The 23,770-nt window shown below is 43.3% G+C and carries 18 protein-coding genes; 10 read left to right on the top strand and 8 right to left on the bottom strand.

Annotated features, from left to right (window positions below; translation table 11 throughout):
* Nucleotides 1-229: 229 nt before the first annotated feature.
* The 4 genes from H5125_RS06355 to H5125_RS06340 all read left to right on the top strand — a co-directional run bounded on the left by H5125_RS06355 (nt 230) and on the right by H5125_RS06340 (nt 4,678).
* A complete protein-coding gene (locus H5125_RS06355; RefSeq protein WP_162024018.1) occupies nt 230-1,900 on the top strand; it encodes a cation:proton antiporter family protein in 1,671 nt (556 codons plus the stop codon).
* 172 nt (nt 1,901-2,072) lie between these two features.
* Nucleotides 2,073-3,215 carry a galactokinase gene (gene galK / locus H5125_RS06350; RefSeq protein WP_101085007.1) on the top strand — a complete coding sequence of 381 codons (1,143 nt, stop codon included), beginning with the start codon at nt 2,073-2,075 and terminating at the stop codon, nt 3,213-3,215.
* A 25-nt stretch (nt 3,216-3,240) separates the two neighbouring features.
* On the top strand, nt 3,241-4,275 hold the full coding sequence (locus tag H5125_RS06345) for an aldose epimerase family protein (RefSeq protein WP_182743798.1): 1,035 nt from the start codon (nt 3,241-3,243) through the stop codon (nt 4,273-4,275).
* Entirely contained in the window at nt 4,265-4,678 is a 414-nt protein-coding gene (locus H5125_RS06340; RefSeq protein ID WP_101085005.1) for a DUF2391 family protein, read from the top strand. The genes H5125_RS06345 and H5125_RS06340 overlap by 11 nt, the downstream gene beginning before the upstream one ends.
* A 119-nt stretch (nt 4,679-4,797) precedes the next feature.
* Here the strand turns inward: H5125_RS06340 and H5125_RS06335 are convergent, their stop codons facing one another.
* Nucleotides 4,798-5,235: a hypothetical protein gene (locus tag H5125_RS06335; RefSeq protein ID WP_101085004.1), complete on the bottom strand. Its 438-nt coding sequence runs from the start codon at nt 5,233-5,235 to the stop codon at nt 4,798-4,800.
* Nucleotides 5,236-5,612: 377 nt separating this feature from the next.
* Nucleotides 5,613-6,626: an NAD(P)H-quinone oxidoreductase gene (locus tag H5125_RS06330; RefSeq protein WP_182743797.1), complete on the bottom strand. Its 1,014-nt coding sequence runs from the start codon at nt 6,624-6,626 to the stop codon at nt 5,613-5,615.
* 195 nt (nt 6,627-6,821) lie between these two features.
* On the opposite strand from H5125_RS06330, the gene H5125_RS06325 reads away from it, so the two are divergent.
* The 3 genes from H5125_RS06325 to H5125_RS06315 all read left to right on the top strand — a co-directional run bounded on the left by H5125_RS06325 (nt 6,822) and on the right by H5125_RS06315 (nt 10,759).
* The gene (locus H5125_RS06325) at nt 6,822-7,613 is read left to right on the top strand and encodes an ABC transporter substrate-binding protein (RefSeq protein ID WP_182743796.1); all 792 of its coding nucleotides are present in this window, start codon (nt 6,822-6,824) and stop codon (nt 7,611-7,613) included.
* A 174-nt stretch (nt 7,614-7,787) separates the two neighbouring features.
* Entirely contained in the window at nt 7,788-10,244 is a 2,457-nt protein-coding gene (locus H5125_RS06320; RefSeq protein WP_182743795.1) for a M1 family metallopeptidase, read from the top strand.
* Nucleotides 10,244-10,759 (top strand): DUF6702 family protein, encoded by a 516-nt coding sequence (locus tag H5125_RS06315; RefSeq protein ID WP_182743794.1) that lies wholly within the window; start codon nt 10,244-10,246, stop codon nt 10,757-10,759. Before H5125_RS06320 ends, H5125_RS06315 begins: the two co-directional genes overlap by 1 nt.
* A gap of 67 nt (nt 10,760-10,826) precedes the next feature.
* Here the strand turns inward: H5125_RS06315 and dauA are convergent, their stop codons facing one another.
* The 4 genes from dauA to H5125_RS06295 all read right to left on the bottom strand — a co-directional run bounded on the left by dauA (nt 10,827) and on the right by H5125_RS06295 (nt 16,507).
* Nucleotides 10,827-12,554, bottom strand: coding sequence for a C4-dicarboxylic acid transporter DauA (gene dauA / locus H5125_RS06310; RefSeq protein WP_182743793.1), 1,728 nt, complete (start codon nt 12,552-12,554; stop codon nt 10,827-10,829).
* A gap of 144 nt (nt 12,555-12,698) precedes the next feature.
* Nucleotides 12,699-12,893, bottom strand: a complete 195-nt coding sequence (locus tag H5125_RS06305; protein WP_182743792.1) for a hypothetical protein — start codon at nt 12,891-12,893, stop codon at nt 12,699-12,701.
* Nucleotides 12,894-13,156: 263 nt separating this feature from the next.
* Nucleotides 13,157-14,536 (bottom strand): sigma-54 dependent transcriptional regulator, encoded by a 1,380-nt coding sequence (locus H5125_RS06300; RefSeq protein ID WP_182743791.1) that lies wholly within the window; start codon nt 14,534-14,536, stop codon nt 13,157-13,159.
* 3 nt (nt 14,537-14,539) lie between these two features.
* Entirely contained in the window at nt 14,540-16,507 is a 1,968-nt protein-coding gene (locus H5125_RS06295; protein ID WP_182743790.1) for an ATP-binding protein, read from the bottom strand.
* 405 nt (nt 16,508-16,912) lie between these two features.
* Between H5125_RS06295 and H5125_RS06290 the strand changes: the two genes are divergently transcribed.
* Together H5125_RS06290 and H5125_RS06285 are read left to right on the top strand one after the other, a co-directional pair.
* Nucleotides 16,913-18,703, top strand: coding sequence for a flavocytochrome c (locus H5125_RS06290; RefSeq protein ID WP_182743789.1), 1,791 nt, complete (start codon nt 16,913-16,915; stop codon nt 18,701-18,703).
* Nucleotides 18,704-19,106: 403 nt separating this feature from the next.
* Entirely contained in the window at nt 19,107-19,532 is a 426-nt protein-coding gene (locus H5125_RS06285) for a VOC family protein (RefSeq protein WP_182743788.1), read from the top strand.
* A gap of 326 nt (nt 19,533-19,858) precedes the next feature.
* Here H5125_RS06285 and H5125_RS06280 read toward each other — a convergent pair whose 3' ends face one another.
* On the bottom strand, nt 19,859-20,605 hold the full coding sequence (locus tag H5125_RS06280) for a DUF1499 domain-containing protein (RefSeq protein WP_182743787.1): 747 nt from the start codon (nt 20,603-20,605) through the stop codon (nt 19,859-19,861).
* Between the two features lie 188 nt (nt 20,606-20,793).
* A complete protein-coding gene (norR, locus tag H5125_RS06275; RefSeq protein WP_182743786.1) occupies nt 20,794-22,374 on the bottom strand; it encodes a nitric oxide reductase transcriptional regulator NorR in 1,581 nt (526 codons plus the stop codon).
* Between the two features lie 187 nt (nt 22,375-22,561).
* Between norR and hmpA the strand changes: the two genes are divergently transcribed.
* A complete protein-coding gene (gene hmpA / locus H5125_RS06270; RefSeq protein WP_182743785.1) occupies nt 22,562-23,743 on the top strand; it encodes an NO-inducible flavohemoprotein in 1,182 nt (393 codons plus the stop codon).
* Nucleotides 23,744-23,770: the final 27 nt, after the last annotated feature.

Below are 23,770 nucleotides of genomic sequence, written 5' to 3'. Positions count from 1 at the left end.
TTTGTTATCTGAACCCTTTATATTCAACAGGCTATTACGCTAACTATCACCTTGACTATTTTAGCTAAATAGCCAAATTTAATAGCCAAACCAGCATATAAAAACATGCAGTGAATCAGCATCTTTAGCCACTAAAGATGCTGTTTTTTGCTTTTAGGCTATTAAAGTCATCGAAAGTTAACTTTTTTCTTATACAATAAGATTTTGTATCCCTCATTCAAGGCGCTTTATGGAACCCGCTATCCTGATTATCACCCTACTTTGCGGAATGCTGGTCAGCCGAGTGGGTTTACCGCCGCTGATTGGTTATCTTGCTGCTGGTTTTGTATTGTTCACCTTAGGCATTGAAGACACTAGCTTACCTATTTTGCAGCAACTTGCTGACTTAGGTGTCACCTTATTGTTGTTTTCTATTGGTCTCAAACTTGACCTTAAAAGCCTGTTTAAAGCCGAAGTATGGGCGGGTTCAAGCTTACATTTAATTGGTTCGATTCTATTTTTTGTGCCAGTGCTGAAGTTATTGGGCTTTTTAGGCATTGAACAGCTCGACGGATACAGCTTCAATCAACTGATGCTAATTTCCTTTGCATTAAGTTTTTCCAGTACCGTATTTGCGGTAAAAGTGCTTGAAGATAGCGGTGATATGCAGTCGCTTTATGGCCGAGTCGCGATTGGTATCTTGATTATGCAAGACATCTTCGCGGTGATATTTTTAACCATTTCTAAAGGTAACATCCCGTCGGTTTGGGCATTTGCATTGTTATTACTACCGCTAGCAAGACCGCTTATTTATAAAATATTTGATCGGGTCGGCCACGGCGAAATGTTGGTATTGTTTGGCCTTGTTATGGCATTAGTGGTGGGGGCATGGTTATTTGAAGCCGTCGGTTTAAAACCCGATTTAGGCGCATTGATTGTGGGTATTTTACTCGCTGGGCATGCTAAATCATCTGAATTAGCCAAATCTATTTATTTCTTTAAAGAGTTATTTTTAGTCGCATTTTTCTTAACTATTGGGTTAAATGGATTGCCGACCTTAGCCGATATTGGTTTAGCGGCGATTTTAGTTGCGCTAATTCCAGTGAAAATTTTGATGTTTGTCTATCTGCTAACTCGCTTTAAGCTGCGGTCGCGAACCTCGCTGCTCGCCTCGTTTAACTTAGGTAACTACAGTGAGTTTGGTTTAATCGTAGCAGCAGTCGCGGCACACAAAGGTTGGTTACCACCAGAATGGCTGATCATTATTGCTGTGGCATTAAGTATTAGTTTTTTATTTGCAGCGCCGTTTAATAATAACGTCAGTAATATTTATCAGCGTTTCCAGTCTAAATTAACCAAACTCGAACGCCACCCATTACACCCAGAAGACAGACAAATCCGTATTGGTAATCCACGCTTTTTGATCTTGGGGATGGGCCGTATTGGTTCTGGAGCATATGATGAATTACGCGCCAAATACACCGGCGAAATTTTAGGGATTGAACACAAACAAGAATTGGTTGATTTTCATCGAAATGAAGGCCGTAATGTTGTGCAAGGTGACGCTAGCGATACTGACTTTTGGGTCAAGCTTGAACGGGCGCCACACTTAGAGTTAGTACTATTGGCAATGCCACATCACGCGGGTAATTTGTTTGCAGTGCAACAACTGCAAAAGCTTAATTACGAGGGAAAAATCAGCGCGATTGTGCAATACGCTGAAGATGCCGAGTCATTAAAAGAGTCTGGTGTTAATACTGTGTATAACTTGTATGAAGCTGCAGGTGCCGGTTTTGTAGACCATGTGATCAAAGAGCTACTCGATTCACCGCCAGAACTGGTTCCAAGTTCAGTTGCTGCTAGTAGTGATAAGCCAAATCAATCGGCAATAAATGAAACGACATCTGAGTTGCCATCATAAAACTAATCAACAATTGCAAACGCCTAGATAACTCTCTAGGCGTTTTTGTTTACTACCGCATATTTTCAATTTTGCTTCAGATAAAAAAATCTCAGTTACAGACACGGTTAAGTCATGCTATAACTCAAGTAACAAGTCTTTCCATGTCACCCTTTGTTGGATTTTTTGAAGTATGTCAAACCCTGCTCAACGCGCGACTAAATTATTTGTTCGTACATTTGGCACCAAGCCAGATGATTTATACCAGGCGCCCGGGCGAGTTAACATTATGGGCGAGCATACCGACTATAACGAAGGCCTCGCATTACCCGCCGCAATTAATTTTCATACTGTTATTGCTGTTAAGCATCGCGATGATAATTTATTTCGCGCTGTGACAACGGCGTTTCCTGGGGAAATTAAGCAATGGCACTTTGGTGAAGAAGGCCCCGTTGCTGCAGGCGATGATTGGAGCCACTATCTAAAAGGCGTTACCGCCGCCATGAACCAATCGGGGTTACGAGCCAAAGGCTTAGACTTAGCCATTGTGGGTGACGTGCCGCTGGGAGCAGGTTTATCATCGTCGGCAGCGCTTGAAATCGCTTTTGGTACTGCTATCAGTTATGCCAGCCAGCTAAACTTATCACCTATCGCTATTGCCCAATTGGCTCAGCGTGGCGAAAGCCAATTTATGCTGTTAGATTGCGGCATGATGGACCAAATCATTAGCGCGATGGCAGAGCCTGATCACGCCTTATTAATTGATTGCTTAGAATTAGAAAGCGAATCAGTGCTATTACCTGAAGAACTCAGCTTAATCGTAATCGACTTAAAACAAGACCGTCATGGTTTTACCCAACAATTTGAACAACGCAAGCAAGAGTGTAATCAGATAACCAAGTTACTTGGTCTCGATTCTCTGCGTGATTTATCATTAAGCTTACTCACAGCAGATAAAGACTTACTCAGCGATGTCCAATTTCGCCGAGCGCGCCATATCATCACCGAAAATCAACGTACGAGTAATGCCGCCAGAGCTTTGCAACAAAACAATATTGCTCGTTTTAGTCAGTTAATGGCACAGTCTCAAGCATCTATGCGCGATGATTTTGACATTATCACTGCCGACATTGACACCTTAGTGAGTATGATTGCCACTTTAATCGGTGAGAAAGGCGGCGTGCGTATGAGCGATGGCTGCGTATTGGCGCTGGTTAATCATGACCTCACCGATGAGGTGATTAACCTGGTTGAAAACCAATATTTTAAGCAAACTGGCATCGAAGCAACAATATACTTATGTTCAGCAAGTGGCGGTGCAGGACGCATCGGTTAACAATTTACAGATTAGAGAGGCATAAATGGTACGTTTTAGTGTGCTGGAACCTTGGCAAGATCCCCGTGGTGGTGAGATTGAACGGGTTAGAATTGATAATGGCATCATCGCACTTGAAGTATTAAGTTTAGGCGGCATCATTCGATCATTATGGACTCCAGATCGTAACGGTGAACGCAAAAATATCGTCTTAGGCTGCGACAATGTCGAAGATTATCTGGCTCAACAAGCCTATTTAGGCGCGATAGCAGGACGTTATAGCAATCGAATTGCCAATGGTAAAACCCAATATGATGGCCATCAATATCAACTTAGCGTAAATCAAGCGAGCAATTGTTTGCACGGTGGTGTTGAGGGCTTTAATCGAAAATTGTGGCAACTCGGTACCTTAAGTGACGGCGTTCGCTTAACCTTAACAAGCCCAGACGGCGACATGGGATTTCCGGGCAATTGTACTGTGCAACTCGATTACCGTTTAGTGGGTAATAACTTGTACATTGAAATGCTGGCCAGCACAGATAAAGCCTGTCCCATTAGTTTAACCCAACACAGCTACTTTAATTTAGACGGTAATCGCAGCGACACTAATAAGCAACATACGCTGCAAGTGGATGCTAAAAAGTACCTCACAATGAATGATGTTGGCGTACCTACCGCAATGCAACCTACCGCAGGTAGCGATTTAGACATGGCAAAAGCCACGCCGATGTCGGTACAAACTGAGCGCCCAGCATTAGCAGCCACCAAGGGTTTTGACCATTGCTATGTGTTAGATAATCCCGGTGCAGATTTACAACGATTTGGTTGTTTAGCCAGCCCGAATAGCGGCCGTAATATGACGGTTTATACTAACCAGCCTGGGGTGCAGGTTTACGGCGCAAACTTTTTGCAGGGCACTGTAGGCAAAAAGCAGCGAGTATTAAGCGATCATCAAGCTGTGTGTATTGAACCGCAAATGCTACCCGACTCGCCGAATCAACCTGACTTGCCCGGCGATGTGTGGGTAACACCTGGCAAGGTTTATCACCACATCACTCGATATCAGTTTGATGCAGAATAATCAGCCAGTAAAATCCAATTTTAATGCCGAAGATATTGGTCAAATTGCTGTTGGGGCTTTTGCCCTGTCAGTGCCGATTGCATTTTCTGAAGAAGCATGGAGATTGTCGGCCAGTTTGCCTGCATTAAATTTGGTATTGGTGGTGGTATTGTCGCTGGCATTTATTACTCTGTTTGCTTATCAGAGTGTGTTTCAGGCAAATATTGTTAAGCGTAGACGAGCATTTTTGTTGCGGGTAATTGCAGCGTATATATTAACGTTATTGGTGGTCAGCATTGTGCTATTGGCATTAGATAAATTGCCATTAATCACCGACCCAATTTTAGCGTTAAAACGGATTATTTTAATCGCGATGCCCGCGTCCATGGGTGCGATTATTGTCGACAGTTTCGACAAAGAATAAACCATATAAGGAATAATAAATTATTCCTTATATGGTCAGTAATCTATAGCAGATATAAGCAGGATAATAACATAGACCACGCAATACACTGAGCCAGAGACTCAATGTTATCTGCAGGTTTAATCGTCTACACTATCACCCATGTCATCAAAGCTATCATTGTCATCATCTGAATCATCAAATTCTGGAATGTCATCATCGGCGTTAATCGGTTCATCTGGCTCTGGAGCCGGTTTAGCCTTACGCGGTGGCGCTGTATCGGGTACTTTTGATAAATCAATTCGTAACTGATGCTTTGCCATAAACTCACTACGTGCCACCTTCCAAGCATCGCCAAACTCAGCCATAGCGGCTTTTGTTTGTTGCTCGTCTAAGTCGTGTAAGTTAACTTTAACGATGTCTTCTACGTACTCCACAATCGTATTACGGATAGTGTTGTACATGAAAATGCGCCCTGGTGACGCTTCTGGCAATTGATTATCATGAACGACGATAGTGTTACCTTTCGATGTTCTTAATTCACCAAACCAAAGTTGTTTTTTTGCAGTGTTATACATATATGCTAACGCCCTTAATCAACACATATTCTAAAAATGATGCAGGATTATTGAAGATAACATCTTCATACTGCGCCACGATTATCTGTTCTGTATTTGTGTGGGTATTTAAACAGAATATTTCTGAGAATCAATGCCTAAAACGATGAAATTTTCGAGTAATCGCATAAAAATGTAGGTTGTCGTCAATTTTTAACACTTTATCGTCATTTTTCTCACAAAATAAACGCCTCACAAAAGTGATTAACCCGTTTCAGGCCAATCACTTTGTGATCACGACTTTAGCTTAAAAACATCAAGCTTCAAGTTTTTTATCAAAAAAATCGCTGATTAAAGCCACAATATTAATATGTGTATTGATAAGGGTATTCATTTACTTAACGAGGATCAGCTTGTAGATCTAACACTATCTTGCCTTTGTGTGTGCCCGACTCCATTAGTTCATGTGCCTGCACCACTTGCGAGAATGGGAACACACTATCAATTGGAATGCTCATTTTGCCGCTATTTAATAACGGCCATACGAACTCTGCCAAACCTTGAGCAATAAGGGCTTTATTCGCCACGCTTTGTGGTCGTAACGTTGACCCTGTCCAAATCACTCGCTTAGCCATAATACGGAAAATATCCACGTTTGCCTGTGGACCACGTTGCATGGCAACCGACACCATACGTCCGTCGGTTGCAATCGCTTTGAGGTTTTCGTTAATAAAGTCACCACCTGCAATATCCATAATGACATTAACGCCTAATCCATTTGTTGCTTCTAAAATCGGCTCAACAAAGTGCTGCTCGTTATAGTTAATCGCTACACTAGCACCTTGATCAAGACAGTATTGGCATTTCTCTGCACTGCCAGAGGTCGCAAATACCGTTGCGCCTAAACGACTCGCCATTTGAATTGCGGTCGTACCGATACCGCCAGAACCGCCATGAATAAGCACCGTTTCACCCGCGTTAAGTCCACCACGAATAAACAAGTTACCCCACACGGTAAAAAAGGTTTCTGGCAACGCGGCAGCTTGTACAAAACTGTAACCGGTAGGAATGGGTAAACAATGTGCTGCGTAAGTATTCACTAACTCGGCATAGCCGCCACCAGGCACTAAGGCACACACTTTATCACCCACTTTCCATTGGGTAACATCGTCTGCCACGGCAACTATTTCACCAGCCACTTCTAGCCCGATAATCGGGCTGGCATCTGCTGGCGGTGGATAAGCGCCAACGCGCTGTTTAATGTCAGGCCCATTAACTCCAGCGGCATGCACCTTAATCGTCACCTGGCCTTCTGTCGGCATCGCAAGTGTCGATTTAGTCATGGTCATCGCACTGGGTTCGCCAGGCTGCTCAACCACTACATGGGTAAATGTTCTGTTTAAAATTGCCATAAAAATATCACCTTGGTTAATTGTTATTAAAATGTAACTATAATGAATAGCCTGTTACTGGCACCGGTTACCTGTTTACAAAATCGGCATGTTTGTTAGCAAAACATAAAGTAGTATTTTTTTTAATCAAAAAAGATTGCCTATACTCTTTAAACCATTAATATACCCGCCCGTTCAACACATGGAGCAAAATACTTGTTAAAGTACCTGTTCGTTTTACTGTCTATTTTCAGTATTCACGCCCATGCTACACCTATCCGTATCGCATCTGATATTTGGTGTCCTTATATCTGCAACAACCAAACAGGCTACGTTGTAGAACTCACAAGTCGCGCTTTTGAAATCCAAGGCCAACCGATTGAATTTCAGATTCTTCCTTATAAACGCGCACTGATTGAACTGCAAAGAAACAACATTGATGCTGTACTGGCATTGACGCCGAACGCCATTGCCGAAAACCAATTGATTAATGCTGATGTGATTGTCGGCTATAACAGCAATGACTTTTATACTCTTGTTGATAGTAATGAAACATTTGAGCAGATTACCGACCTTAATAGCACTCAACAAGCTGCTATCGTCACTGGTTATGACTATGGTGTTGAGCTCGATGCTTGGTTTGCTGCACATCCTAATACCTACTTTGCCTCGGGTAGAGACCCATTAGCGATGAATATTATTCGGCTGGTAAAAGGACGTCATTCGGTCATCATCGACAACAAAAATGTCATTGAGTACACCGCGAGTCAATTAAACTTAACCAAGCAACTTCGCTACGCTGGCACTGTAGGCAAACCGGTACCTTTATATGTTGGCTTTAATCCACACAATAAAGCTTATGCAGTAACCTTTGCTAACGGCATCGACATGCTAAAAGCCAATGGCGAATATCAGCAGATTATGAGTAAATACAAAATATTACCTGAACTGACCTCTGACGAGGCCCGTCATAAAAACCTGCAAAAATTCCTGCCTATCTTCAATTAATCTCGCTTGCTGTTGTTATGCCATACGGAATTGGCATCAGCAAGGTGCAAAACTTCGTAACACTCTAATCACTGCATAACAGGGTCAATTTAGTTACACTCCGCCAACAAAAAATATAACAAATCATCATTTTGGGATTATTGGCATCAGCTTGCTGACGTCAAAGGAGTATTTATGCGCGTGTATCGTCAGCTGCTGTTACTGGCATTAACCAGTTCAGTTATTATTACCAGTTCGGCTTCTGAAATTGTCCAAAGCAAAGGTCATTTTGTAGACAAGTTTCGTCAACTTGAAGAGAGCCTCCCAACACCAAACGATTACCGCAATGCTGCTGGCGAACCAGGTAAAGACTACTGGCAACAACAAGTTGATTATAAAATCGATGTCACTCTGGATGAAAAAAAGCGTCGCATTCAAGGCGAGCAAGTGATTACTTATCACAACAACTCACCGTATACGCTTAAATATCTATGGTTACAGCTAGAACAAAATCGTTTTAAATCAGATTCGATATCTGAACGCAGCGCCGCATTTAATGGCGTGGATGGTAGTGTTAGTGCTAACAACACTTACGGTGATAATGCCTTTGCCAAAATCAGTTTAGGTGATCTTCGTCGCCAACAATTTTTAGCTGACAATAACTTGGGTTATCAAATAGCGGCTGTTACTGACACTAATAATAAGCCTTTAAAATACACTATTGTCGGCGCCCAAATGCGCGTCGATTTACCCACCCCGTTAAGCCACAATAAATCGACGCAGTTACACATTAATTATGGCTATAACATTTTAGAAGAAGACGCCGTTGGCGCGCGTTCGGGTTACGAGCACTTCCCTGACGACAAGCGTAAAGGCGGTAATGACATCTTCTTATTGGCGCAGTGGTTTCCGCGAGTTGCCAGCTATTCCGACTACGAAGCGTGGCACAATAAAGAGTTTTTAGGCAGCGGCGAGTTTACCCTCGAGTTTGGTAATTACGATGTCAGTATGACCGTACCCAGCGACCACATCGTCACAGCCACTGGCGTATTACAAAACAGCCAAAAGGTGTTATCACCTGAACAAATCAAACGTTTAGATAAAGCTAAAACAGCCAAAAAGCCTGTATTTATTGTCTCAGAAGACGAAGCAATTACTAACGAGTCAAGCACTGCTAAAGTCAATAAAACCTGGCATTTTAAAGCTGAAAACGTACGCGACTTTGCTTGGGCATCTTCACGTAAATTTATTTGGGATGCTCAAGGTTACCAACAAAAAGGCAGCCAGAACCCACAAGTGATGGCGATGTCGTTTTATCCTAAAGAAGGTGGAGAACTTTGGCAGCGTTATTCAACTGCATCGGTTATTCACACCCTTGAAGTCTATTCGCGCTTTACCTTCGATTATCCCTACCCTGCGGCCATTAGTGTAAACGGCCCTGTTGGCGGCATGGAATACCCGATGATCAGCTTTAATGGTCCACGCACCATTTGGCACGATGATGAAAGCCGTACTTATACCTTGTCGGAAAAACAATTCTTAATCGGCGTAGTAATCCACGAAGTCGGCCATAACTATTTCCCAATGATTGTGAACTCAGACGAGCGCCAATGGACGTGGATGGACGAAGGCTTAAACAGCTTTTTAGACGGCATAGCCACCCGCGAATGGGACCCTAATTTACCGTGGGGGCGTGAGCCAAGTGACGTTATTGAGTACATGAAGTCTAATGTGCAAGTGCCGGTGATGACGCAGTCAGACAGCGTGTTACAGCTTGGTCCAAACGCCTATATTAAACCTGCTGTGGCACTCAACATTTTACGTGAAGTGGTATTAGGCCGTGAGCTATTCGATTTTGCCTTTCAAGAGTACAGCCGTCGCTGGATGAACAAGCGCCCTACTCCAAGCGACTTTTTCCGCACCATGGAAGAAGCCTCTGGCGTCGACTTAGATTGGTTTTTCCGTGGCTGGTTTTACACCACAGATCATGTTGATATCTCGATAGATCGCATTTATAAACTGCGCTTAGACAGCAATAATCCTGATATTGATTTTGATCGTCGTCGCCAAGATTATAAAGACAAACCCATGCCTTATTCGGTTGAGCGTAACCAACAAAGTGGCCTAAAAACCTGGGTAGAACTTAATTCAGATAACGTTGATTATCATGACCAATATGATCAATTTAGCGTGACCAATAAAGAGCGCAACAAGTACAACAAAAAACACGCCGAGCTAGACCCGTGGGAGCAACAAACACTCGCACGCGCACTCAAAGAAGATAAAAACTATTATGTGTTTAACTTTGCCAATTTAGGTGGCTTAGTGATGCCAATTTTACTCGAACTCACGTTTGAAAATGGTGATACCGAGTCATTGGTGCTACCTGCAGAAATTTGGCGCCGTTCACCGTTTGAAGTCAGTAAGCTCATTGTCACCGACAAAGACAAAATCTTAGTGTCTGCCGTGGTTGATCGTCGCGGCGAAACAGCCGATGTCGATATTGAAAACAACTATTACCCAAGACAAATTATTCCCTCACGCATTGAAGCCTTTAAAGAAGAAGAACGTAAGGGCAATAAGTATCGCGACATTATGCATGACAATAAAGAAGCCCTGAAAGAGCCTGAAATAAAAGTGAAGAAGAAATAATGCGTCTATCATTTTATGCAGGATTCATGGCTATCGCGTTAAGTTTGCTGGCGGGCAATGTCACGGCCCACCAGCAAAAAGAAGCTTACACCAGTATTGTATTTAATCAGCGTAGCGGCATGCTAGAAGTCCAGCATCGGTTTTATTTACACGATGCTGAACACGCAGCCCAACAAGTGATCGATAAAAGTACCGATCTGATCGGCGATCCCGTTGGCCGTGAAGCGTTTGCTTATTATGCTATTTCGACGTTTTCGATGCAGGATCAGCAGCAACATCCGTTAACGCTGACCTATGTTGGCACCGAGTTACAGGGCAAGTATTTGTGGGTTTATCAGGAAACGCCGATCACCACTAATATGGACGGTTTTTATCTTAAGATGACCGCCCTGCAAGAGTTGTGGTCAGAGCAAACTAACCACATTAATGTTGAGCGGAATAAACGTGTGACTTCAGCAAGGCTGCACATTGCAGACTCTTGGCATTATATTGAAGTGGCTAAACCAGCCCAATAACTGACAAAACGTTATCGCAGCTAGTTTATCGAAAACACCATACTGGTTTGTCAGCCTTTATGGTGTTTTAAACTCCAGCCACCACATCGTCTAGCGCACCAGCCAAGGTTGAATACGTCACGCACTGCACGCCGTCAGGCTTAAAGCCTGCTTTGGCCAAGGTTTTAAGTGGCTGAAATTGAAAATCGGCCAACAATACCCGAGTATTATCATGCTTACATTTAGCAATAAACTTATACAGCGCCGAGACACCACCAGAATCTAAAAGCGATACCCCATCAAAATACAACACCACCCCATCTTGGTCGCCACTCAAATGCGCCAACTCGCCAAAGACACTGTCGGCGGCAGCAAAAAATAATGGTCCATTGATTTTAAACACTTTCCAACGCGGCGGTAATTCAACATGAATGTGTTTCTTCTGCTCGCTAATGTCTTGCACCTTGGTCATATCAGCCACTTGCTTCATGAATAATAACGATGCCAAAATGATTCCTGCACTGATCGCAATCACCATATCGAAGAATATAGTCAGTAACAAACACACCATCAACACTAACACTTCGCTGGCAGGGGCTTTTTTAACCAGATGGACAATCTTAGGCGCTTCGCTCATGTTCCATGCCACCATGATAAGCAGCGCCGACATGCCCGCCATGGGGATATAAGCTAAAACAGTACTGAGCGATAATAAAGACACTAATACCACCACCGCATGGATCATGGCCGCGATTGGGCTTACCGCGCCCGACTTATAGTTAGCTGCCGAACGAGCAATAGCAGCAGTCGCGGTAATACCGCCAAAAAATGGCGCGATAATATTACCGATACCTTGGCCAAGTAATTCGCTATTGGCGCTGTGTTTTTTACCTGACATGCCGTCTAACACCACTGCACACAGTAACGATTCAATGGCGCCTAACATGGCAATCGCAAAGGCGGCAGACAATAGGTCACTGGCTAATTGCCAAGTGAGTACCAATGGCACTTCACCGGATTGCGCGCGAAGCCAAGGCCATTCAAAGTCAGGGAGCATAGAGGGAATGCCCGCCCCGATTGAGCCGTCGGCTAAGGTAAAGCTGAACGTAGAACCAATTGTCGCCACATGAAAACCGAGTTGATTTAGTACCAGCGCCACAATGCTCGCAACAACCACGGCAGGAAGATGTGCGGGTACCGCCAACTTGAGTTTAGGCCACAGAATAAACACTACTAAGGTGCTTAATCCCACCAGCAATGTTGGCCCAGAAAACCCTGGTATTTCTTGAACCAAGGTAGCCACCTTACCGACAAAACTTTCTGGCATTTCGCTAATGCTTAAGCCAAAAAAATCCTTCACTTGTAATACTGCGATAACAACAGCAATACCACCCGTAAACCCTAACGTGACTGATTCGGGAATATATTGAATAAAACGGCCTAAGCGAAACAACGCCATGATAATCAACATTAACCCGGATAACAGGCTGGCAAGCAATAACCCTGACAAACCATATTGATGCACTATGGGATAAAGGATCACCACAAACGCGGCGGTAGGGCCAGACACGCTGTAACGCGAGCCACCGGTGAGCGGAATAACAAACCCAGCAATAATGGCAGTATATAACCCGTATTGCGGCGCGACCCCAATGGCAATTGCAAGTGCCATTGCCAGTGGAATGGCAATAATGCCAACGGTTAAGCCGGCTAATAAATCTTTAGCGAATGCATTGGCATTGTAGGGAGCGTCTTTTAAAGACTCTCGGAGTGCATGCCCGATACGAAGAGAAAATAAATGTGTGCGGTATTTCATTGCGGCGATCCCATAACCTAGTACGGCGTCAAGATACCCCTCATTATAGGCCGATTACCTTACAGTACAATCGAATTAAGTTAACACCTGATGATAATATAATTATCATCACATTATAATGCACGGTTTATCTAAATCCGTTAATCAAACTACAGATTGCATCGGCGCATCTTGAGTATTTGATGCAGCCAATAACGGCTCAATCAAACGCTGACTCGTATCCGCCTCAGCTTGACTGGCTCGGTCGGCGTAATTGACATTATCGACAGCGCTACAGCCCAACAGGCTTATGCCCATCAGTGCCAGCATCGCCTTTCGTAAGGTCGGTTTTACCATCATCAACTGCACCTCCAAACGTGTGTATTACACAATATTGGAACAAGCATACTGATGGACGGGTTAAGGAGAGGTTAAGGTGGGGATAAACTTTCATTGAAATACGAGTTTGGAACATTGACCACTTTTTAGTGATAGTGGCATGGTCATTCAACCGAACCGATCACATTAGCAAAACTCAGCAAAGATCACTTAGCGATTCGCGATTGAATACACGAGAAGGTCACAAAACGGCTTTGGCTCTTAATATCGGGCATTGTTTTGCGCTAATGTCCTTTAAGCCGCCTACTTAATGCACTTTGGCTGATACCCAGTATTTGCGCTGCTGCAGTTTGGTTATTAGCGGTACGGCTCATGGCTTCGTCCATTAACGCTTGGTTCATCTGTGCAATGGTGGGCAGTTGTTTGGGAAAGATAATTCGGTCTTGCGGCGTTGCAGTCAATGACTTGTGTTCATTAATGGCTTCCATAAAAGCAGAGGTGTTAAGCGCTATGCCATCGCTGCGGCTTACAGCATCAAAGACCATTCCTTTAAGTTCATGTAGATTACCGGGAAAGTTGTAACTGGCGAGTTTTGACGCTAAGTCGCTTGGTTGAATCGGCGCAGGCAGATTCATTTCTGCTGCGGCAAGGGCGATGAAATGATTGATCAACATAGCAATATCTAACTGCCGCTCAGCTAACAGCGGTAATTTAATTTTATGTGCCCGTAAACGATAGAGTAGATCGCTCCTAAACTTACCTGCTTGATGAAGTTTGAGTAAATCATCTTGAGTTGATACCACAAACTTACATTTTACCGGATAGGCAGTGTCGCTACCTAAAGGGTAATATTGTTTGCTTTCTAACAGCGCTAATAACTTAATTTGGGCATCCAGTGGTAGCGTGCCAATGTCGTTAAGATAGAGTACCCCACTGCCCACTTGATGCAATAAACCTGCAACCGCTTCTAGCTCGCCATTATTGTGATGATACAGTTGGCCACACATTTTTTGCTCAAATGACTCGCAACTAATACCCGCAAGATTAATACTAACGAAGGGTTCATTAGGGCTATAAAGTGCATGGCAAGATTGAGCAAACTCGCTTTTACCGGTTCCACTGGCGCCATAAATTAACAAGGGTTCAGGGCTACACGATACGGCTTCAAGATAGCGAAATTGATCTAATAGCTGTGGCTCGCAAGTTAACATGTTATTGAATGCTTGCGGGTTATCTAAGGTTCGGCTTAAAAATTTCTCTTTGATATAAAGGTAGTTTCTTTCAAGCCCGACTACTTCAAGTGCACGGCGAACTGTTCGTGCAAGTTCATCGACATTGTCTGTTTTAATAAAGTAGTCATAAGCGCCATTTTTAATACAACGAACTGCTGTATCAACCTCATTTACCCCTGTCACTATAATGACTCGAGTGTTAGGGAAATCACTGCGGATCATCGCTAATAACTCTTCACCGGAGTGAAATGGCATGGTGAGATCGACTAGCACTAGCGCATAGTCGCCAACCTGTAAGCGACTACTCACCTGGCGACTGTCGACACAAGTGTCAATTTCAGCTTCGGGAACTAGACGGTTCAGAGTTATCGCGAGTGTGCGTAACCATGCTGCTTCGTCGTCGATTAACAGAATATTTCTGGCTAGTTTCATGGGCTAATCCTGTTGTGCTAATGCAAAAATAAGTCGAATTTGCGTGCCTTTGCCTAAGGTAGACTGAATCTGCATTTCGCCTTGATGTTCTTTAATTATTTTACTGCACACCGATAACCCTAAGCCGCTACCACCTTCGTTGCGCCTAGTGGTAAAAAAGGGTTCGGTAATACGCTTTAATGTGGCACTGCCCATCCCGCAGCCATTATCTTGGATACTCAAGATGGCCATATTGTTTGCAACATGTGTGTCTATCACTATTATCCCTGGCTGAGTTGAGCAAGCATTACACGCATTTTGAATGAGGTTAATTAACACCTGATGTAACTGTTGAGCATCGCCTGTAATGCTAGGGCTGGGTTGACATAGCAGGGTGCTGATCTGATGAGATTTTGTTTGATTCGCGGTGAGGCGCTGGGCCACTTGAACCACATCATTTAAGCTCACTCGGGTATATTGATCGGCAATATGCGGCATGGCGTAACGTTTTAGGTCATTAACAATTCGACTGATACGTTTAGCCCCCTCTTCTATAGAGCCACAACTATACTGTAACTCTTCAATAGCAATGTCTGGATTTAGCCCAGCAATAAGCCAGAAAGGATTTTGTTTCTGATAGTGCTTAGCGGCAGGCGTTAAGTCTTTCATGGCCGCGGTAAATAGTGATACAGCATGCACAATAAGGCCGGTTGGATTATTGATTTCATGGGCAATTCCCGCAGACAACTCTCCCAATGAAGCTAAACGACTGGCTTCTTCATTAGCTTGGCGTAATCGATGCTGCTCGGTTGATTCTTCAAGTAGAATCACCACCTGATTGTTGGCAATGGGATGAATTTGTAATTGCCAAAATTGCTGCTGATACCGCATGTCGGCAGTAAGCGATTTTTGGGTCGATAACACCTCCAATACTGCGGCTTTAAGCTTAAAAACATCGTTGTCGACATAGTAAAATCCATCTGAATCTAGCAGGTGAATATTGTTATCGTTACTCCATAAATGCTGGAGTTCCTGGTTTACTATGGTCACGCCATTAGGAAGCCCATCGAGAACGGATTGGAACTGTTGTGACAATTCAGATATTTCAACTTCAATTCGCTTTCGTTGAATTAATTCGGCATCGAGCGCTTTAGTATGACGGCGTAAACTAGCGCTTATAAATCCGGTGAAAATCATCCCAATAGCAGACATAATCGCCACTAAAATTGCGAGGGCAAACATGCGCTTTTCGGAAGAGGTTAAATCAACTTTTTCACGCCCGGTGCCAAACCATTTATTAACCAGTTTGTCGTATTCGCCCGATAATTTTAACTGCCTAAGCGCCTCGTTAATTTGGTACATCAGTTCGGTTTTTGTCTCATTCGCGACAAAATTAAACGCACCATAAATTAACGCATCACTTGAACTGCGTACCGATGGATACAGCGGAAGTAAACGCCGCGCAACAAAGCTCTCGGCAATAACCACGTCGACTTGGTTTTTTATCAGTAATTGAAAACCGGTTTCATACAAATCAACATCCACGCGGTCAAAATTTTGCAGATGGTCAGATAAAAACACATCAACAAAGGCACCATTTTTAATAGCAACCCGCTTACCAACAAGATCTGCCCAATTGTTTATTAACGCCTTACCCTGCAAGGTATAAGCTTTAGCATGGGTTGCATATATAGGATCAGATTGAGCTAACTTGCGATCCATGTTCACCGGGCTAACCACAGTAATCACATCGATATCGCTGTCAGGATCATGAACATCTTTTACCAATTGTTGAAAACTCTTTCGGCGAACAATAATGCGCTTATTGGTCAGCTGGCCAATTCTATCCATCAACTCAATATTAAAGCCTTGATCAACACCGTTATTACGCCACTCTAATGGCGCTGTTTTTGAGTGTACGCCAAAGACAATGCTGTCTTGCGCGAGCACAGGCATAGTGATGATGATCAGTAATAGCAATAGAGTTTTCATGCCGCGATATTACCTATTTTCTCCACTTGAAACTGTGCAGCATTACCCGAATTAGCAAATCATTATGTACGTTTTCTTATGATGTTAACTCGATGTGATCTACCTCTACATAAGCTATGCAAAATTGCATATACCCCTTTATAGCTATGCATGTTTGCATAGCGCATTTTTAGGCTTGTGATTGAGTTGTCATTTCTGCCCTCTATTCTGGTTATCTTGTTGTTGATTGCGCCCCCTTAGGCAAAGATTACATTGAGCGAAAATAATAGCTGATCAACTCGATGCTAATTTGGACCGTATTTTTAAAGTGAAGTGAAGTCAGTTTCACTTCAGCCTAACTAAAACAATAAGAGGCTTCTATCGTTAATGAATAAACCGTCATTACGTATAGAAGGGGGAGCAAAAATGAAAAAGATCAATCTTGCAGTCTGTATTGCTACATTAATGGGCACAGCAGGCCTAATGGGCAATGCTGTTGCCGCTGATAACTTAGCTGAATTCCATGTACAAAACCAAGAGTGTGATAGCTGTCATACACCAGATGGTGAACTGTCAAACGACAGCTTAACCTATGAAAATGCCCAATGTGTATCTTGCCATGGCACACTTGCTGAAGTAGCTGAAACCACAAAACATGAACATTACAATGCTCATGCTTCCCATTTCCCAGGCGAAGTAGCCTGTACCTCATGCCACAGCGCACACGAAAAATCGATGGTGTACTGTGACTCTTGCCACAGCTTCGATTTCAACATGCCTTATGCTAAAAAATGGCTACGTGACGAACCTACTATTGCTGAATTGGCCAAAGATAAATCAGAACGTCAGGCTGCTCTTGCTAGCGCCCCACACGACACTGTTGACGTAGTGGTTGTCGGTTCTGGCGGCGCAGGTTTCTCTGCTGCAATATCTGCAACAGACAGTGGTGCTAAAGTCATTCTTATAGAGAAAGAGCCTGTTATTGGCGGTAATGCTAAGTTGGCTGCAGGTGGCATGAACGCTGCTTGGACTGATCAACAAAAAGCTAAAAAAATTACTGATAGCCCTGAGTTAATGTTCGAAGACACCATGAAAGGTGGCCAAAACATAAACGATCCTGCATTGGTTGAAGTGTTAACTTCGCACTCTAAAGGCTCTGTTGATTGGCTGACCGCGATGGGTGCCGATTTAACCGATGTTGGCATGATGGGTGGCGCATCTGTTAACCGTGCACACCGTCCAACTGGTGGTGCTGGTGTTGGTGCCCATGTCGTTCAAGTACTTTATGATAATGCAGTGAAACGCAATATCGACTTACGCATGAACACTCGCGGCATTGAAGTGCTTAAAGATGATAAAGGCACTGTTAAAGGTATTCTGGTTAAGGGTATGTACAAAGGTTACTACTGGGTGAAAGCCGATGCGGTAATATTAGCAACGGGTGGTTTTGCTAAAAATAATGAGCGTGTCGCTAAACTTGATCCTTCACTAAAAGGCTTTATCTCTACTAACCAACCTGGTGCAGTAGGTGATGGACTGGATGTAGCTGAAAATGCGGGTGGCGCATTGAAAGACATGCAGTATATCCAAGCTCACCCAACACTATCTGTTAAAGGTGGCGTAATGGTCACTGAAGCGGTACGTGGTAATGGTGCGATTTTGGTTAACCGTGAAGGTAAGCGTTTCGTTAACGAAATTACCACTCGTGATAAAGCGTCTGCCGCTATCTTAGCGCAAACCGGTAAATCAGCTTATTTGATTTTTGATGATTCTGTGCGTAAATCACTGTCAAAAATTGATAAGTATATTGGTTTAGGTGTTGCACCAACGGCAGATAGCCTAGTTAAATTAGGTAAAATGGAAGGTATTGACGGCAAAGCACTTACTGAAACCGTTGCGCGTTACAACAGCTTAGTGAGTAGCGGTAAAGACACTGATTTTGAGCGTCCAAACCTACCGCGCGCACTTAACGAAGGTAACTACTACGCAATCGAAGTTACACCTGGTGTTCACCACACTATGGGTGGCGTGATGATCGACACTAAAGCTGAAGTCATGAATGCTAAGAAGCAGGTTATCCCTGGCTTGTATGGTGCTGGTGAGGTGACTGGCGGTGTTCATGGTGCTAACCGCTTAGGTGGTAATGCCATTTCAGACATCATCACCTTCGGTCGCTTAGCGGGTGAAGAAGCTGCAAAATATTCTAAAAAGAACTAATCGATTTAGAATTCACTGACTCGCTAGTATCAGTAAGCCACAGTTCATTGCTGTGGCTTTTTTTATGCGTGAATATCTCCATACCTATCGAATTAACCTCAACTAGGGGTAGAGATGAGAATAGAATGATAAAGATATTAAGCTTAGCCATTAACCACTCTCAAACTTGTCATTTGTTTTACTAACAAAACGAATTAACCCGTCAATAGCTGGCCTATTGCAAGTCTTCTCATGTAAAAAATAACGCAGTTAGCAAGGCAAAAGGCAGTTTGCGAGGCGTTTGTTATCCCGAGTTCTGGTTAATTAATGCATAATCGACGGCACAGATAATCTTGCATTAACTCACTAGTTAATTTACAACGCTCATTCACTGGCTAATTTACAACGCTATCAAAGGATAATAATGAAACAGTCTATAGTTCACATCGCGCTAGTGGTGAATGATTACGATGAAGCCATCGATTTTTATGTCAATAAATTGAAGTTTGATTTAATTGAAGACACCTATCAAGCAGAACAAGACAAACGCTGGGTTGTGGTGTCGCCTCCGGGGTCAAACGGAGTGTCGTTGCTGCTAGCAAGGGCATCAAAACCAGAGCAGCATGATTTTATTGGTAACCAAGCCGGCGGACGGGTATTTCTTTTTTTGAATACCGACGATTTTTGGCGCGACTATAACCGCATGCAACTCGATGGGATTAAGTTTGTGCGCCCACCTCAAGAGCAAGACTACGGCACAGTGGCGGTTTTTGAAGATCTGTACGGCAATCTTTGGGACTTACTGCAGTTAAATGATAAGCATCCTATATCAATTAGAGCATCAATATAGCGCTGTTTGTTATGTATTTTTTGATAGCTTTTTAAGCGAGTAAAATAGAGAGACAGCTTTGTACTTTCGCATCATATCCATCAAGCGCGATACCGACTGATTGATGGCTACAAACAATGGCAGTTCTGCTAAAGAGCTGATTTAAATAGCTGATTTAAAGTCAGAAATATCTCGCATCACAAAACTTAGCATAATAATCGTTAGCAGCTGTATCTTCGATTAAGCATTTAAGTTAATTAACCGTTTTGTCGTCATTAATAAAAAGGAGCATTTTATGCTCCTTTTTATTGGTTAAAACCTGCGGCATAATTTATTCAAGACTCAGACTATTCAGCAAACCGCTGACTAAATTCTTGAATACGTTTTGCGTTCACACCAGCATCGCCAATACCAATCCGCGACACGCTGCGTAAATCAATACGACTGCCCTGCTCTAGCGTAGACACAACGATAACGACATCATCTGCAAAATTGAAAAAAGGCGTTGTTGCCGTACTTTCAAAGCGCAGTGCTTTTGGGTCTTGAGCGACAATGGTCCAGCTCATGGTTTTAGCGACAGTTAATGCTTTTTGATAAGCCGCCTCTACCGATAAGTCTGACGCAATTGGTTGAATATTTGGAAAAGCTTGCAGTTGCTGCGCGGCAATCTCTTCTCCGCCATATACCAAACTATTTTTAGCGCCAACCCGGCTGTCAGTTAAAAACTCAAACTGCGGTGGTGATTGAGTGTTGGTAGTAATATCGTGAATAGGTGGGTATTTCACTGGTTTGATAACCAACGCCATAATGCTCGGCGACAATATAGCTAAGCCCAGTAATAGCGCTGTTGTAGAGGTTAATATGCCTTTGCCCTTAGCGTTACAGTCTTGCTTAATGGTAAAGCTGGTCACTAATGCCAGCACCGCAACCACCACCACTAAATAACCCAACAGGTTATTGTAATTTCGACTGGCCATAAAGCCGACAATCGGGTCCCACAATCCCAGTGACGAGCCAAAAACCATCAAAGCAGCAATCGCGACTGCGACGATGGCAACCACTAACGAAATATTACCGACATAACCTTTTTGCATAACATTAATCCTTTAGGAAACTCTAATTAATCCAACTTCACTCAGTATATAGACCAGAATTTTTCGGAATATATTACTGAAATAACAAAATATATTCTAATTAATCTCAAATCGTCATTACTGCAGAACGAGATGACTTCAGACGAGATAATTAGCCGCTCACGTCACGGCTTCTTTGGATATCATTCTTAATATGCCGCGTTAGGATCAAGCCCTAAACGACGCATGGTGCGGATTAAATTGCTTCTATCCAGCTGTAAACTTCTGGCAACAGCGGCTAAATTACCTCTTTCGGTCGCTAATACCGTCTGTATTATTTGTCGTTGGTACTCATCGGTTGAATCACGTAGTCCAAGGGTTAACACCTGCGATAATGCAGCTGCGGCATTACTGTCGCTGATATTATCAACCTCGGCTATTGCTGGTGCTACTGTATGGCTCACAACAAACTCTGAACCGAGATGAACACGACTTATGTTAATGATACTGGCATGACGCCCTTGCTCGCTAATAGCCCTTAACGCAGCTCGACTGAGTAAGTGTTCTAACTCTCGCACATTGCCAGGCCAATGGTATTGGGTTAACTGATCAATGGCGGTTTGCTGTAACCTCAGTTTCGCGACGCCAAGCTGATGTTGGTTTTTTTCTAAAAAATAGCCAGCCAGTAAAATAACGTCTTTACCACGATCCCGTAATGGTGGCACAGGTAAAGGATACACACTCAAGCGATGATATAAGTCAGCCCTAAAGCGACCTTCTTTGACTTCTAACTGTAAATTACGGTTAGTAGCGGCAACAATTCTGACATCCACTACGATAATATTATCGCTGCCGACTCGTTGAATTTCACCGTTTTGCAACGCACGTAGTAACTTAGCTTGCACCGCAAGTGGTAACTCACCCACTTCATCTAAAAATAACGTCCCGCCATCAGCCAATTCAAAGCGGCCGCGACGGTCACTTACCGCACCAGAATACGCGCCTTTTACGTGACCAAATAATTCACTTTCAACGATGCTTTCTGGCAATGCAGCACAGTTAATTTGTACTAGTAGTTGCTCGCTGCGACGTGATTGCTGATGAATACTTTTGGCAACCAGCTCTTTACCCACGCCAGTTTCGCCAGTGATTAATACCGATAGATCGCTGGCTGCAACGGTATTTATCTCTGACAATAAATCCGTAATTGCGACACTGTTTCCAATAATACTAGACGGTCCAGCAGTCGCTAACATGCACTGCGCCACTTGATGATTACGTTCAACTTGCACTTCTAATGCTTCAATATGTTCACTGGTACTAATCGCAGCGGCCACAGCAGCAATATAAGCGCGGGTTTCGGTTGGGTTAAGCGCATCAAAGCTACCTGCTTTCATGGCGTCTAAGGTTAAAACGCCCCACGCTTTACCGTCGATATAAATGGTACTGCCCATGCAGTCATGCACGTGCAATTGTTCACTACCATCATCGACTAAACCGTCGTAGGGATCGGGCAGTGTTGAGTCGGCATCAAAGCGGGTAATATGTGGGTTAGCTAAAATTTGCTGTAAGCGTGGATGGTGGTTGATCGAAAACTGTCTAGCGAGGGCTTGTTGCTTTAGCCCTACAACAGCCACAGGAACTAAATAGTCATGTTTAAGTTTCAACAAGGCCACTACGTCACATGGTATAGCGCGCTGAATCGCTAAAATCAGTCGTAAGTATCGTTCCGATTTTATCAGGTCACGATTTAAGTCTTCTACAATATCGATAAAGGGAACAATATTCATAATATGTCAAATTAACCCAATTTCGGTTAATTTGACATATATATTGATCTAGGTCAAATTAACCCTTATGAAAATTATACCTGCTAAATCAGCTAGATAAATATTGGCGTGTTCTGTGCAATGTATGGGTAGACAAGGTAATTGATTGAAGCTTATCGCTATTTTACTCCCTAGAAGGAAATCATTAATGTTAGACACTGCAACTGTTCAAATTATTAAAGCCACCGTTCCGGCTCTGCAAATTTACGCTAATGACATCACCAGCCATTTTTATCCATTACTGTTTGCACAGCATCCAGAAGTATTACCATTTTTCAATCAAACTAACCAAGCCAAAGGCACTCAGCCTAAAGCACTGGCAAATGCGGTTATTGCTTACGGTGCCAATATTGATGAATTGGGCAATTTAAGTGATGCCGTTAGTAAAATCGTTCAAAAGCATGTTGCATTAGGCATTTTACCTGAACAATATGACGCTGTTGGCAGTTGTTTAATACAAGCCATTAAAGCCGTACTCGGTGATGCTGCAACAGACGAAGTGATTGATGCTTGGACCAAGGCTTACGGCCAATTAGCCAACATATTGATTGCGGCGGAAGAATCAATTTATACAGCTAAAGAGCATCAACAAGGTGGTTGGCGTGGCGAGCGTGACTTTATTTTAGTCAAACGTGTAGATGAAAGCTCAGTGATTACCTCATTCTACTTTCAACCTTTTGATAATAAAGGCTTACCAAACTTTGACGCTGGGCAATTTTTGACCTTAGTATTTGATGATATCGACGGTGTATCAATGCGTCGTAACTACAGTCTATCTGACGCGGCAGGCAAAGATTACTTAAGAATTAGCGTCAAGCGTGAACCTAATGGCGTGGTTTCAAATCACTTACATAACAATATTCAGTTAGGCGATAAAGTGAAATTACGTGCACCCAGTGGCGATTTCATCTTACGAAAAAACACCAAGCCGTTAATATTATTGACTGGCGGTGTCGGTATTACTCCTGCGATTAGTATGCTCAATACTGAAGCGGGTTCAGGACGCGATATTCGCTTTATTCATGCGGCCATAAATAGTGATGTCCATGCGTTTAAACACCATGTCGATCAACTTGCCTCAACACATGACCACATCAAACCTTTGTATGTTTACAGCCAGCCAGAACAACATTGCCAGCCTCATGCCACTGGGTTTATTGATGCATCAATCATTGCAGAGCAACTCCCTGCAGACCGCGATGTAGAATTTTACCTGCTTGGCCCTACCGGTTTTATGAAAGCAGCATTGGCCATCGCCACCAGCTTAGGTGTACCAGAAAGCCAAATTCATTATGAATTCTTCGGCCCAGCTGAAGCATTAACCGCTTAATAGCCCAACAAACCAGTGAGATAAAAA

Source organism: Shewanella sp. SR44-4, assembly GCF_014163715.1.
Taxonomy (GTDB): domain Bacteria; phylum Pseudomonadota; class Gammaproteobacteria; order Enterobacterales; family Shewanellaceae; genus Shewanella.
Note: the sequence above shows the minus strand (reverse complement) of the source record. Positions and strands in the feature narration are given on the sequence as shown.

Excerpts from the sequence above, each read along its gene's own strand:
- H5125_RS06355 (WP_162024018.1), top strand. The coding sequence starts at position 230 with ATGGAACCCGCTATCCTGATTATCACCCTACTTTGCGGAATGCTGGTC.
- galK (WP_101085007.1), top strand. The coding sequence starts at position 2,073 with ATGTCAAACCCTGCTCAACGCGCGACTAAATTATTTGTTCGTACATTT.
- H5125_RS06345 (WP_182743798.1), top strand. The coding sequence starts at position 3,241 with ATGGTACGTTTTAGTGTGCTGGAACCTTGGCAAGATCCCCGTGGTGGT.
- H5125_RS06340 (WP_101085005.1), top strand. The coding sequence starts at position 4,265 with ATGCAGAATAATCAGCCAGTAAAATCCAATTTTAATGCCGAAGATATT.
- H5125_RS06335 (WP_101085004.1), bottom strand. The coding sequence starts at position 5,235 with ATGTATAACACTGCAAAAAAACAACTTTGGTTTGGTGAATTAAGAACA.
- H5125_RS06330 (WP_182743797.1), bottom strand. The coding sequence starts at position 6,626 with ATGGCAATTTTAAACAGAACATTTACCCATGTAGTGGTTGAGCAGCCT.
- H5125_RS06320 (WP_182743795.1), top strand. The coding sequence starts at position 7,788 with ATGCGCGTGTATCGTCAGCTGCTGTTACTGGCATTAACCAGTTCAGTT.
- H5125_RS06315 (WP_182743794.1), top strand. The coding sequence starts at position 10,244 with ATGCGTCTATCATTTTATGCAGGATTCATGGCTATCGCGTTAAGTTTG.
- dauA (WP_182743793.1), bottom strand. The coding sequence starts at position 12,554 with ATGAAATACCGCACACATTTATTTTCTCTTCGTATCGGGCATGCACTC.
- H5125_RS06305 (WP_182743792.1), bottom strand. The coding sequence starts at position 12,893 with ATGATGGTAAAACCGACCTTACGAAAGGCGATGCTGGCACTGATGGGC.
- H5125_RS06300 (WP_182743791.1), bottom strand. The coding sequence starts at position 14,536 with ATGAAACTAGCCAGAAATATTCTGTTAATCGACGACGAAGCAGCATGG.
- H5125_RS06295 (WP_182743790.1), bottom strand. The coding sequence starts at position 16,507 with ATGAAAACTCTATTGCTATTACTGATCATCATCACTATGCCTGTGCTC.
- H5125_RS06290 (WP_182743789.1), top strand. The coding sequence starts at position 16,913 with ATGAAAAAGATCAATCTTGCAGTCTGTATTGCTACATTAATGGGCACA.
- H5125_RS06285 (WP_182743788.1), top strand. The coding sequence starts at position 19,107 with ATGAAACAGTCTATAGTTCACATCGCGCTAGTGGTGAATGATTACGAT.
- H5125_RS06280 (WP_182743787.1), bottom strand. The coding sequence starts at position 20,605 with ATGCAAAAAGGTTATGTCGGTAATATTTCGTTAGTGGTTGCCATCGTC.
- norR (WP_182743786.1), bottom strand. The coding sequence starts at position 22,374 with ATGAATATTGTTCCCTTTATCGATATTGTAGAAGACTTAAATCGTGAC.
- hmpA (WP_182743785.1), top strand. The coding sequence starts at position 22,562 with ATGTTAGACACTGCAACTGTTCAAATTATTAAAGCCACCGTTCCGGCT.